The organism is Enterococcus sp. PF1-24 (assembly GCF_029893325.1).
GTDB lineage: Bacteria > Bacillota > Bacilli > Lactobacillales > Enterococcaceae > HY326.
This window is the reverse complement of record NZ_JARXWL010000044.1, coordinates 1-12,361: the sequence shown is the minus strand read 5'-3', so window position 1 is coordinate 12,361 and position 12,361 is coordinate 1. Positions and strand designations below refer to the sequence as shown.

Sequence of the window (12,361 nt, the reverse complement as noted above, 5' to 3'; positions counted from 1 at the left end):
AAAAAAAGAAATCCCACAAAACCATAATGGTTTTCATAGAATTTCTTTTTTTTGAAACTACGAACATAATTTACTTATGTCACAGCCCCTTTTTGCTATTTTGATTCCTTTTTAACAATTTCTAATAGCTCTTGCGGTTTTTCGATAATCCAATCCGCTCCAGCTTCAATGAACTCTTCTTGACTACCAAAGCCAAAAAGCACGCCGACACTTCGTAAATGATTAGCTTTAGCACCGATAATATCGTGGGAACGATCACCTACCATAATCATTTCTGAACTATTCATAATTGGTAATTGGTCTAAACCGTATTTAATTACATCGGCTTTTTTTATGCGTTCCCCAGCTAAATCCGCTCCATAAATCCCTTTGAAATAATCAGCTAAATTGGCATTTTGCAACATTTTTTTGGCAAATAGCTCTGGTTTTGAAGTAGCTACATAAATTTCATAAGTTGCACTTAGTTGTGCTAAAATCTCTGCCATCCCTGAATAAATCGTAAATTCCGTCAAGCCTTGATCTTTATAGTATTCCCGGTAGGCCACTACAGCCGCTTCAGCTTTTTCTGCTGTTAAATTAAATTGCTTTTGAAAAGATTCCAATAATGGCGGCCCCACAAAAGTTTTTAGTTGTTTTTCTGAAAGCTGCGGCAAGCCTAATTTTTTGCAAGCATAACGAATTCCGTTAAAAATGCCTGGACTTGAATCAGCTATCGTACCATCAAAATCAAAAAAAAGACGCTTAATTGACATAAATTCCACTCCTTCATTTTTCTCACTTTCTATTGTGACGGAATTTCTGTAATAAGTCAAAAGCGTTTTATTTGTAAAATTCGCTAATCGACTATATCTTTAAATCAAAGACGACAACTGAAAGGAGTTTTTCTTATGGATACACAAATTCGCGGTTTACATCACGTAACAGCCATGACTTCTAGTGCCGAAAAGATTTATCATTTTTTCACTGATATTTTAGGTTTACGGCTGATTAAAAAAACGGTCAATCAAGATGATATTGAAACTTATCATTTATATTTTACTGATGATTTAGGTTCGCCGGGTACCGATATGACTTTCTTTGATTTTCCTAATATCCCCCAAGGAAAAAAAGGTACCAATTCAATTTCCAGAGTCTCATTCCGGGTGAAAAATGACCTGGCACTACACTATTGGAACAGTCGACTGACCGAATTTAATATTGAACACGGCCCTATTCAAGAGCGTTTTGGTAAAAAACATTTGGAATTTAGTGATTTCGATAATCAATGGTATCAATTAATTTCTGATGAAAAAAATATCGGCGTAGCTGGCGGCGTTCCTTGGAAAAACAGCAATATCCCTAGCGATTATGCCATTATCGGCTTAGGACCGGTTTTTGTTACCGTCAAAGATTTCGATTTTAGCAAGATGGTTTTAACTGAAGTTTTAGAATTTCGGCAAACAGCTCAAGAAGCGGCTTTTTATCAATTTGAAATTGCTGAAGGGGGCAACGGCGCAACCATTATCCTTGAACATCGGGAAGATTTACCAGCAGCTGAAGAAGGCTTTGGCAATGTTCACCATTTAGCTTTACGAGTTGCCGATAAAGCAGCTCTTGAATTTTGGATTAAAAAAATTAATCAATTAAAATTCCCAAATTCTGGTTTTGTTGACCGTTTCTACTTTGCTTCAGAATATTTTATCGCTTCCCCTAATGTTTTATTTGAATTAGCCACAGACGGACCGGGCTTTTTAGAAGATGAAACTTATGAACACGCCGGTGAAATTTTATCTTTACCACCAGCTTTTGAAAATAAGCGTGCTGAAATTGAAGATTACGTACGACCTTTTGACACTTCTGACGCCAATCAAAAGCGAATTTAACAATTTATAGAAAGGAGTAGTTGCCATGCACCACTATCAAAGTAAAAATTTATCCCCTAAACAAAATTATAAATTTTTAACTGGTAGCGTGATTCCCCGACCAATTGCTTGGCTGACTACTCTTAATCAGGAAAAGCAGCTAGTTAACGCGGCCCCCTTTAGCTACTTTAACATCGTCTCTAAAGATTTACCTTTAGTCAGTCTATCTATTAATCGCCGAAAGGGGCAGCCAAAAGATACCGCCGCCAATTTGCTAGCTAACGGTGAAGGAGTGATTCACTTGGTTAATCAAGAACTGCTAGCAGCCATGAATCAAACAGCCGCTGAACTCACGCCTGATGAAAGTGAATTAGCCAAGACTGATTTAACTTTGATTGCCAGTCACTCAGTTGCCGTTCCCGCAATTGCCGAAGCGGCGATTCGCATGGAGATAAAAGTTCATCAATATTTACCGATTTTTGATTCCCAACAAACAATTATCAGTGATTTCTTTTTATTAGAAGTGACGGATTATTATTTTTCCGAAGAAGTTTTCGATGTCGAAAAAGAATACATCTTAGCAAAAACATTTGACCCAGTTGCTCGTTTAGCTGGTGATAGTTATAGTTTTTTAGGAGAAATGACTGACCTTCTCCGACCAAAATAAAAAATAGCGATAAACTTTCATTAAATCTCCAAAGATTTAAAATGAGTTTATCGCTATTTTTTTATTGTTAAACCGAAGCAACTTTCTTTTTATCAGCGCTTGTTTTCACCAACTTCTTAGCAGCAGTAAATGCTGGGATATCTAAATATTTCGCCATCATGGCAGCGATAAAATAAGCGATATTGTAGTCAATTAAGCTATGAACCAAGCCACCAATCCCCATTAAAATGAAAATCGTATAAAAGAAACCTTGCTCATAATAAGTATTACTCATATTGCCAGAGAAAAAGAAAATACTCACTACTAGCATTTCTAATGCTGAATGAATCAGCCCAATTATCAAATTAAACCCTTGAAACCTTAAATTATTTAATTGAAATTGACCGTTCACACTTAAAATTTGCGGCCGTTTTTGCAAATATAAAGCGCCAATCACCGCAAAAACTAGATGAGATAACGCCCGTAAAGCCACAATAATCGGTAACGAAAGGAAAAAACCAAAAGCTGTTCCTAAAGCTACGGTTACAGCCATTCCTGGTGAAAAAAACATCGCAATAAATAATGGCACATGGCTCGCTAACGTGAAAGAAACGGGTCCTAACACGATTTTTGGCATCACCATCGGAATAATAATTCCTAAAGCAGTTAATAACGCAGTAATCGTTAAATGACGCACAGATTGTTTTGTTTTCATTAATAAGCTCCTTCTATATTAAAAGCAAAATAATGACTTTTGCCCAAAATCAGCAAAGTGTCATGACACCTATTCTACAACGGCCATTTTTATATGTCAAGACACATCCCTTTCTTCCTTTTGAAAACAATAAAAAAGCTATTCCTCAAAAATAAGAAATAGCTTTTTATGATATTTGCTAGCGAGCAGAACGAGCCGTTCCGTTTTTTTATCTACTAGCTTCCATTTGATTACTTAAATCAGCGAATTCTTGTAAGCTTAATGTTTCGCCGCGACGTTGGGGGTCAATTCCGGCAACTTCTAAACTGGCAGCTAACCAACTTTTGGTAGCTTCATCTTTGCCGTAAGAATGTTGTAAATTATTCCATAGGGTTTTGCGGCGCTGCTGGAAAGCCGCTTTTATTAATTTGAAAAATTCTTTTTCGTTAGTTACGCTTACGGCTGGCTGTGGACGGCGAGTTAATTTCAAAATCGCTGAATCGACATTTGGTTGTGGCACAAAAACGGTTTTCGGTACGATAAAAGCAATGCTGGCTTCCATATAATACTGAACCGCGATACTTAATGAGCCATAAGCTTTAGTGCCGGGAACTGCTGAAATCCGGTCGGCTACTTCTTTTTGCATCATGACCACCATTTCATCAATTACCACATCAGATTCCAAAAAGTACATCATAATTGGTGTGGTAATGTAATAAGGCAAATTCGCCACAACTTTAATCGGTTTTTCTGCCTGAAATTCAGTTACGACTTCTTTTAAATTAGCTTTTAAAATATCTTGGTGGATTACTTGAACATTGTCATAAGGGGCTAAAGTGTCCGCCAAAACCGGAATCAAGCGGTCATCAATTTCTAACGCTAACACTTCACTGGCGGCTTGGGCTAAATGCTCCGTTAAAGCGCCAATCCCGGGGCCGACTTCAATCACATTCACGTCAGCGCTTAAATCGGCTGCTTCAACAATTTTTCGCAAAATATTAGGGTCAGTTAAAAAGTTTTGCCCTAAGCTTTTTTTGAAAGAAAAACCATGCTCCTCTAAAATTTCCCGTGTTCTACTTGGTGTTGCAATCTCTCTTATTTCAGTCAAAATTCTACTCCTCTAATTCTTCTGCTAAAATGGTTGTCATGGCGGCGACTAATTCTGCTTCACTAATGCGAAACATCCGTAGTCGCTTCTCCAATTGCTTACCATTTGTATAGCCAATTTTTAAAATTTCGCCTAAGCGTTCTCTATGTTGTTTGGCGTTAGCGCCACCTAATAAACCATAATCAAATAATAAATCACGGGAAATTTCCGGAACAGCTTCATCGTCAACAACTGGTGTGCTAACTAATTTTAAAGCTTCTAAAATAGCCGTATTGCTGGCATGCTCCACCCCTAAACTCTTACCTTTTCTGCAGGTGGGCGCCGCATCTTTTCTGCCTAAAAAAGCGTGCTTCGCATCAGGAACAGCTTCCATAATAATTTTACGGATTTTTTCTCCCGAAAAATCTGGGTCGGTGAAAACAATCACCCCTCTTGTGGCTTGAGCATGACTGATTTGCATTAAAATTTCTTCATTAATCGCTGAGCCAATTGTTTCAATCGTATCAGCTACCACTACTTCTTGTAAACGGCGGGTGTCGTCTTTGCCTTCAACAACTATAACTTCTTCAATGACTGGTTTACTCATGGGTAAGACCAAATAATTTTTCTGCATTGCGGGTTGTGGCGGCGGCGATTTCTTCAAAAGACTGTTGCCGTAATTCCGCAATTTTTTCTACAACATAGCGGGTATAACCGGGTTCGTTGCGTTTACCACGATAAGGAACCGGCGCTAAATACGGCGCATCGGTTTCCACTAACATTTTATCAAGGGGCACCATCATGGCTGCTGCTTGCACTTCTACAGCTTTTTTGAAAGTTACCACACCACTAAAAGATAAATGCATCCCTAAATCTAAAAAGCGTTTGCCCCATTCGGCATCGCCGCTGAAACTATGCATGATGCCACCAATATCTCGTACATCAGCTTCTTTTAAAATTTGGTAAGTATCTTCAATCGCATCTCGCGTATGAACGCTGATTGGCAAATTCATTTCTTTAGCAATCGCAATTTGTCGTTGAAAAACTTTGGCTTGCACCTCTTTAGGATCTTCCATCCAATAATAATCTAAGCCAATTTCCCCTAAGGCAACGACTTTTGGTAAAATTAATTGCTCTTGCAATTTTTTCTCAATCGCTGAAGTATAACTACCCGCTTCAGTTGGATGCCATCCAATAATGCTATAAATATTTTCGTAAGCTTGATTCAATTCAAGGGATTTAGTAATTGTTGGCGTATCAAAACCTACCACCGCCATTTGGCTAACCCCTAATTCTTGCGCTCGTTGAATCGTTTCTGGAATATCTTCATTAAATTGTTCTGCATTTAAATGGGTATGTGAATCAAAAATCACAATCATCTGCCTCGTTTCAAAGTGTTAATTTTTTCTGTTTTCATTGATAGTGAAACTATTTTTCTGCCTTAAACATTCTTACTTTAGCACAACTGTCGCAAATTGCAAAGCCTGGCTATTAAAGTAAAAAGAACTCTTCCTAATACACAATTAAGAAGAGTTCCTTTTTCATAATTATCTACGCAATAATTGAACCGTTTGGCATGCCTTTAGGTGCTTCGACAATTTGCAAGCGCCCTTCTTTATCTTCGGCAGATAAAATCATTCCTTGGCTGATTTGGCCACGAATTTTCCGCGGTTTCAGATTCGCCACAATCACAACTTTTTTGCCGATTAATTCAGCTGGGTCTGCGTAAAATTCGGCAATCCCTGATAAAATTTGGCGGTCTTGATTATCGCCAGCTTCTAAACGGAACTGCAATAATTTATCGGCACCTTTGACTTTTTGACAATCTTTGACTTCTGCCACTTTTAATTCTACTTTATCAAAATCATCGTATTTGATTTCTTTTTCTTTAACTGAAATTAATTCGGTTTCTTCTGGTTTCCATTCTGCCGTATTAACTGTGTTTGAAGTACCTTCTGCCATCCGTTTTTTAATATAAGTTACTTCTGTTTCAATATCTAAACGTGGGAAAATCGGCGTGCCTTTAGCAACCACTTTAGTGTTAGCTGGAAATTCACCGAAACGTAGTGTTTCCAAATTCATTTCTTCTGCATCTAGGCCTAATTGTTCAAAAATTTGTTTCGGCGTTTGCGTCATCACTGGTTGTAGTAATGTCGCCACAATCCGTAAGCTTTCTGCTAAGTGAATCATAACAGAATCTAGTTCAGCTTTGCGTTCAGGATCGCGGGCTAAAACCCAAGGCTCAGTTTCATCAATATATTTGTTGGCTCTGGAAATTAACACCCAAACTTCATTTAAAGCTGTGTTGAACTCCATTTTTTCCATCGCTTGATGGTAGCTACCAATTACTTTAGCAGCTGTTGTTGACAATTCGCCATCAAAATCAGTAACAATTGAATTATATTTTGGCACATGACCCTCGCAATATTTATTGATCATGGCAATCGTCCGATTTAATAAATTACCTAAATCATTAGCTAAATCATAATTTACTCGTGCAACAAAATCTTCTGGTGTGAAGACGCCGTCATTACCAAATGGCACTGCCCGCAATAAATAGTAACGTAAAGCATCTAAGCCATAACGTTCAACTAACATTTCCGGATAAACCACGTTGCCTTTAGATTTCGACATTTTGCCGTCTTTCATCATTAACCAACCGTGACCGTAAATTTTCTTCGGTAAAGGTAGCTCTAAGGCCATCAACATAATTGGCCAATAAATTGTATGGAAACGCACGATTTCTTTACCAACCATATGCACATCAGCCGGCCAATATTTTTTAAACAAATGATCATCTTCTGAACCATAACCTAAAGCCGTAATATAGTTGGATAAAGCATCAATCCAAACATAAACCACATGCTTAGGATCGCTACTAACGGGAACGCCCCAGCTAAAAGTTGTTCTAGAAACTGCTAAATCTTCCAAACCTGGCTTGATAAAGTTATTAATCATTTCGTTTTTGCGTGATTCAGGTTGAATAAATTCAGGATGCTCATTGTAATAAGCCAATAAGCGATCAGAATATTTACTCATTTTGAAGAAGTAAGATTCTTCCTTAACTAATTCAACTTCATGACCACTTGGTGCTTTTCCGCCAATTACTTTACCATTTTCATCACGATAAACTTCTGCTAACTGAGTTTCGGTAAAATATTCTTCATCAGAAACAGAATACCAACCTTCATATTCACCCAGATAAATATCGCCATTTTTTAATAAGCGATCAAAAATCTTTTGGACAGCCACTTTATGATAATCATCAGTAGTACGAATAAATTTATCGTAAGAAATATCTAGCGTACGCCATAATTTTTTTACATCCGCCGCCATTTGATCTACATATTCTTGTGGTTGAATTCCTAGTTCTTCACTTTTCTTTTCAATTTTTTGACCATGCTCATCAACACCGGTTAAATAAAAGACATCAAAGCCCATTAAACGTTTGTAACGAGCCACTGCATCACAAGCAATAGTTGTATAAGAATTCCCAATATGCAACTTGCCACTTGGGTAATAGATTGGTGTTGTTATATAAAAAGTTCCTTTTTCTGCCATTAAAAATACAGCCCCTTCTTTTCCAGCAAATCAGCCAGAATGTTTCCTAGACAGTATACCATAATTTCACGCTGATTTTGTACAATTTTTTAAAGGTTTATACAAAAAGCGAAGTGGCTTGCCCTGCACCCGAACAAAGTGCAAAAATAAATTATTAGCGGTGTTTTGTACCGCGGATTTTATTTTCACTTTGCCGAGTAGTGCAAAGCCTCGCAGCTAGATTATACAAAAAGCGAAAGGCGTTCGTCCAACTCTCAAGCAAAATGCAAAAATAAATTTTAGTGGCACTTTCTGCCATGAATTTATTTATCATTTTATCGAAGAGAGTTACATAAAAAAGTTAGCTGACTCTTCATCAAGTCAGCTAACTTTTAACAATATTCATTTACACTCTAGCGGCAAACGCCATCTTTTACAGCAGCTTCGGCAACTTTTTCGATAATTTTTTCTGCCACATCAGGATTGAAAGCTGACGGGATAATATAATCACTATTTAATTCTGATTCAGAAATTAAATCAGCGATTGCATAAGCGGCAGCTAATTTCATGTTTTCGGTAATTTTTTTCGCCCCCGCAACAAAGGCACCTTTAAATAATCCTGGGAAAGCTAAGACATTATTAATTTGGTTAGGATGGTCAGAACGACCGGTACCAACAATGGTTGCGCCAGCAGCCATTGCATCTTCGTAAGAAATTTCGGATTCCGGATTCGCCATCGCAAAGACGATATTTCCTTGATTCATAGAAGCCACCATTTCTTTTGAAACAATTCCCGGTGCCGAAACGCCAATAAAGACATCCGCTCCCACCATCGCTTCTGCTAAACTGCCAGTAAATTTTTCTTGATTGGTAATTTCAGCAATTTCTTTTTCTAAAAAGTTCATTTCAAAAGCAGCACTTTCGCTTAAAGCCCCTTTGTCATTAAAAGCAATTAAATTTTTGACCCCTGAATAATGCAACATTTGAATAATCGCGCTACCTGCTGCTCCAGTTCCAGTCATCACCACTTTAATTTCACCGATTTCTTTGTTGACAACTTTTAAAGCATTAATCAAAGCAGCGGTTACTACAATTGCGGTGCCATGCTGGTCATCATGGAAAACCGGGATATCCAAAGCTTCAATTAAAGCCCGTTCAATTTCAACACAACGGGGTGCAGAAATATCTTCCAAATTAATCCCACCAAAAGTCGGCGCTAAATTTTTAACAATTTGAGTGATTTCTTGTGGGTCTTTCGTATCTAAACAAAGCGGCACCGCATCAACATCCGCAAATTCTTTAAACAGTAACGCTTTGCCTTCCATAACCGGCAAAGCCGCAGCAGGACCGATATCTCCTAAACCTAAAACCGCCGTGCCATCTGTTACAACCGCGACCGTATTCCCTTTCCAAGTGTATTTATAAACATCTTCAGGGTTTTTATTGATTTCCAGACAGGGCTGCGCCACACCAGGTGTATAAGCCAGCGATAAATCCTTTTTAGTTTTTACAGGAGCTTTGCCAGTAACTTCGATTTTTCCACGCCATTGTGCATGTGCCTCAAGCGCTTCATCATAAATTGTCATTGTAAATTCCTCCTATTTCGTATTAATGTTTTAATTGTTATTCTCTTCGCCAATCATTTTTTCAGGTCTGACCCATTGCTCGTATTCGTATTCAGTAACGTAACCAAGTGCCAAAGCGGCAGCTTTTAAAGTTGTCCCTTCATTAAAAGCTTTTTTAGCAATTTCAGCGCCTTTGTCATAGCCAATCTGAGCATTTAAAGCAGTAACTAACATTAACGACTGTTGCAACAACTCATTCATGCGTCCTTCATTAACAGTTAAACCTTGCAAACAATTTTCTACAAACGAAATAATGCTGTCAGTTAGTAAAGTGACACTTTGCATAAAATTGTAAATAATTACCGGCATAAAAACATTCAGTTCAAAATTCCCTTGTGAAGCCGCAAAACCAATCGTAGCGTCATTGCCCATCACTTGCACCGCCACCATAGTTAGCGCTTCGCACTGTGTCGGATTCACTTTGCCAGGCATAATTGAACTGCCAGGTTCGTTAGCGGGAATCGTAATTTCCCCTAAGCCACTTCTGGGGCCACTGGCTAGCCAACGAACATCATTGGCCATCTTCATACAGTTAGCAGCCAAAGCTTTCAAAGCCCCGCTGGCAAAAACAAAAGCATCCTTGCTAGCTAAACCGTGAAACTTATTGCTGTTTGAAACAAATCCTCCCTTCGTCTGTTGATTAAGTTCTTTAATAAAAGCTTCCACAAAAGCTGGTGAAGCATTCAAGCCAGTGCCGACTGCGGTTCCGCCAATCGCTAACTGTCGTAATTCAACTAAACTTTGTTCCAACATCGCTAAATTGTGCTGAAAACCGGCTTTCCACCCACTAATTTCTTGACCAAAAGTAATCGGTGTAGCATCTTGCAAATGGGTCCGGCCAATTTTAATGACTTGTTGATTTTTTTCTTCCAAGTCTTGTAAAACTTCAATCGCCTTTTTCAGCGTTGGTATTAATTGGTTTTCTATCTCTAAAACAGCAGCTACATGCATCGCTGTGGGAAAAACATCATTGGAACTTTGCGACATGTTTACATCATCATTAGGATGCACTTGTAAACCAGATTGACTAGCCAAATAAGCCAAAACTTCGTTGGCATTCATATTGGTTTGGGTGCCACTGCCGGTTTGCCAAACCACTAAAGGAAATTGCTCGTAAGCTGGTTTTGCTAAAAGTTCTGCGGCGGCAGTTTGAATCGCTGTAGCTTTATCAACCGACAATTTACCAATTTCTTGATTAGCAGCAGCCGCTGTTTTTTTCACTAATAATAGTGCTTGAATCAAAGCTTTCGGCATTTTTTCTTCGCCGATTTTAAAATTTTCTTTACTCCGTTGGGTTTGTGCTCCCCAAAAAGCTTCCTCTGGCACTTGGATACTGCCCATCGAATCTTTTTCCAACCGATAATTTTTCATGAAAAGTCCTTTCGTTATGGTGTTCTTTGTTTTACTAGGGAGCTGAACGAGCGCCCTCCGCTTTTCTTATTTCAACTATACTTTATTCTATTCCTATTAAAAAGGATTTTAAAGGTTTTTCCCAATATTTTGCTATTTCTGGCAAAAGGGAATTTCTGGAGAGAAATCTTTTGCTTTTAGTTTTTCCATGGTATATTATTTAGTATAATATACTTTTATTTAGAACTGGTGGAGAAGAAATGAAATTTGAAACAAAGCAAGCGGAAAAAACTTATTATGAGCAGCAAGCCAGTTTTGAAGATTTTATTGACTGGTATAAAAAACAGGAGCAACCTGAATATGAAAAGCCTTCTTTAACGGTTGATATCGTCTTGATGTCTTACAACCGTGAAGAAGATCAATTAAAGTTATTACTTATTAAAAGAAAAGCGCATCCTTATCGTCACTCATGGGCGTTGCCTGGCGGCTTTGTTAATCCTAATGAATCCACTAGTGAAAGTGTGTTGCGGGAAACCAAAGAAGAAACCAATGTTGATATTACCAAAGGAAATATCGAGCAGCTACACACCTTTAGTCAACCAGGGCGGGACCCGCGGGGTTGGGTGGTTACCGTAAGCTATTTGGCATTTATTGGTGAAGAACCGCTAATCGCTGGCGATGATGCCAAAGAAGTTGGCTGGTTTAACGTCAATCGCCATGGGGATAAGCTGCATTTAACAAAAAAAGAAACTGAAATCATTTTAGATTTAACAACTAGTGAATCTTCTGGTAAAGATACTTTGGCTTTTGACCATAAGCAGTTGATTTTGAAAGCCTTCAATCGAACCTTTAATAAAATGTATCATGAACCACAGGTACTTTTATTATTGGGAGAAAATTTCACAATTACTGAAGCCCGCAAAGTTTTTGCTAAGTTTTTAGGGGTTGATTATAAAACCATTGACCACTCTAATTTCAAAAAAGCGATGTTGGGTTATTTTGAAGAAGTTGGTGAACGACCAGTTGGAATTGGACGGCCTTCTAAAATCTATCGTTTAAAGACCGAAATTATCAACGGGCGTTAAAATTTTGTAATTAAAAGGAGTTTTTATGACAAGATATGTAGTGAAAAAAGAATCGGGTTGTGGGAGTTTGTTTTTTTGGATATTTGGACTAGGCTTATTAATTGCCTACGCACCCTATCTAATCGGCTTTCTACTAATTGTGTTAGCAGTTTGGGCAATTATTTATCTGCCTAAACGTAAAAAAGTCAAACAACAACAGGCTGAAGAAGCTGAATTAGTTGAACGGGAACGCCAACTTGACTTGGAAGCTAAAAGATTAGAGCTAGCTCGCAGAGAACAAGAACTGAAAATTCAAAAATCAAAAATCAATCAGACAGAAAGCGAAGATACTTGGGGTGATTTTTAATCTGTCTGCTTAGCAAAAAAACTTGCCGGAAAATTTCCGACAAGTTTTTTTATTATTATTGACTTTAGTCAGTTGAGTGAGTGAAACGAGCGAAACAGAAAACCACCTGCTATGCGGGTGGGAAACAAAAGGTTATACCAAAAAGTC

Annotated in this window: 12 protein-coding genes; 4 read left to right on the top strand and 8 right to left on the bottom strand. The window is 38.1% G+C overall.

The annotated features are described in order from the left end of the window. Nucleotides 1–95: 95 nt before the first annotated feature. Complete coding sequence (locus M2139_RS13295) at nt 96–752, bottom strand: HAD hydrolase-like protein (protein ID WP_280739355.1); 657 nt, start codon at nt 750–752, stop codon at nt 96–98. Between the two features lie 135 nt (nt 753–887). On the opposite strand from M2139_RS13295, the gene M2139_RS13290 reads away from it, so the two are divergent. Both M2139_RS13290 and M2139_RS13285 read left to right on the top strand, forming a co-directional pair. Beyond that, nucleotides 888–1,862, top strand: coding sequence for a ring-cleaving dioxygenase (locus M2139_RS13290; protein WP_280739354.1), 975 nt, complete (start codon nt 888–890; stop codon nt 1,860–1,862). A 25-nt stretch (nt 1,863–1,887) separates the two neighbouring features. Continuing rightward, entirely contained in the window at nt 1,888–2,508 is a 621-nt protein-coding gene (locus tag M2139_RS13285; protein ID WP_280739353.1) for a flavin reductase family protein, read from the top strand. Between the two features lie 67 nt (nt 2,509–2,575). Here the strand turns inward: M2139_RS13285 and M2139_RS13280 are convergent, their stop codons facing one another. The 7 genes from M2139_RS13280 to fumC form a co-directional block, all read right to left on the bottom strand. Next, nucleotides 2,576–3,202, bottom strand: coding sequence for a hypothetical protein (locus tag M2139_RS13280; RefSeq protein WP_280739352.1), 627 nt, complete (start codon nt 3,200–3,202; stop codon nt 2,576–2,578). Nucleotides 3,203–3,410: 208 nt separating this feature from the next. Continuing rightward, entirely contained in the window at nt 3,411–4,289 is an 879-nt protein-coding gene (gene rsmA, locus M2139_RS13275) for a 16S rRNA (adenine(1518)-N(6)/adenine(1519)-N(6))-dimethyltransferase RsmA (RefSeq protein WP_280739351.1), read from the bottom strand. Between the two features lie 4 nt (nt 4,290–4,293). Continuing rightward, complete coding sequence (gene rnmV / locus M2139_RS13270; protein ID WP_280739350.1) at nt 4,294–4,875, bottom strand: ribonuclease M5; 582 nt, start codon at nt 4,873–4,875, stop codon at nt 4,294–4,296. Beyond that, nucleotides 4,868–5,641, bottom strand: a complete 774-nt coding sequence (locus M2139_RS13265; protein ID WP_280739349.1) for a TatD family hydrolase — start codon at nt 5,639–5,641, stop codon at nt 4,868–4,870. The genes rnmV and M2139_RS13265 overlap by 8 nt, the downstream gene beginning before the upstream one ends. Before the next feature lie 178 nt (nt 5,642–5,819). Next, the gene (gene metG, locus M2139_RS13260) at nt 5,820–7,829 is read right to left on the bottom strand and encodes a methionine--tRNA ligase (RefSeq protein WP_280739348.1); all 2,010 of its coding nucleotides are present in this window, start codon (nt 7,827–7,829) and stop codon (nt 5,820–5,822) included. Nucleotides 7,830–8,221: 392 nt separating this feature from the next. After that, complete coding sequence (locus M2139_RS13255) at nt 8,222–9,394, bottom strand: malic enzyme-like NAD(P)-binding protein (protein ID WP_280739347.1); 1,173 nt, start codon at nt 9,392–9,394, stop codon at nt 8,222–8,224. Between the two features lie 30 nt (nt 9,395–9,424). Further along, entirely contained in the window at nt 9,425–10,804 is a 1,380-nt protein-coding gene (fumC, locus tag M2139_RS13250) for a class II fumarate hydratase (protein WP_280739346.1), read from the bottom strand. A 239-nt stretch (nt 10,805–11,043) separates the two neighbouring features. Between fumC and M2139_RS13245 the strand changes: the two genes are divergently transcribed. Together M2139_RS13245 and M2139_RS13240 are read left to right on the top strand one after the other, a co-directional pair. Continuing rightward, nucleotides 11,044–11,868, top strand: a complete 825-nt coding sequence (locus M2139_RS13245) for an NUDIX domain-containing protein (protein WP_280739345.1) — start codon at nt 11,044–11,046, stop codon at nt 11,866–11,868. A 25-nt stretch (nt 11,869–11,893) separates the two neighbouring features. Beyond that, nucleotides 11,894–12,214 (top strand): hypothetical protein, encoded by a 321-nt coding sequence (locus tag M2139_RS13240; RefSeq protein WP_280739344.1) that lies wholly within the window; start codon nt 11,894–11,896, stop codon nt 12,212–12,214. The last annotated feature ends 147 nt before the right edge of the window (nt 12,215–12,361 follow it).

Coding starts and splice junctions, on each gene's coding strand:
- M2139_RS13295 (WP_280739355.1), bottom strand. CDS start 752: ATGTCAATTAAGCGTCTTTTTTTTGATTTTGATGGTACGATAGCTGAT.
- M2139_RS13290 (WP_280739354.1), top strand. CDS start 888: ATGGATACACAAATTCGCGGTTTACATCACGTAACAGCCATGACTTCT.
- M2139_RS13285 (WP_280739353.1), top strand. CDS start 1,888: ATGCACCACTATCAAAGTAAAAATTTATCCCCTAAACAAAATTATAAA.
- M2139_RS13280 (WP_280739352.1), bottom strand. CDS start 3,202: ATGAAAACAAAACAATCTGTGCGTCATTTAACGATTACTGCGTTATTA.
- rnmV (WP_280739350.1), bottom strand. CDS start 4,875: ATGAGTAAACCAGTCATTGAAGAAGTTATAGTTGTTGAAGGCAAAGAC.
- metG (WP_280739348.1), bottom strand. CDS start 7,829: ATGGCAGAAAAAGGAACTTTTTATATAACAACACCAATCTATTACCCA.
- M2139_RS13255 (WP_280739347.1), bottom strand. CDS start 9,394: ATGACAATTTATGATGAAGCGCTTGAGGCACATGCACAATGGCGTGGA.
- fumC (WP_280739346.1), bottom strand. CDS start 10,804: ATGAAAAATTATCGGTTGGAAAAAGATTCGATGGGCAGTATCCAAGTG.
- M2139_RS13245 (WP_280739345.1), top strand. CDS start 11,044: ATGAAATTTGAAACAAAGCAAGCGGAAAAAACTTATTATGAGCAGCAA.
- M2139_RS13240 (WP_280739344.1), top strand. CDS start 11,894: ATGACAAGATATGTAGTGAAAAAAGAATCGGGTTGTGGGAGTTTGTTT.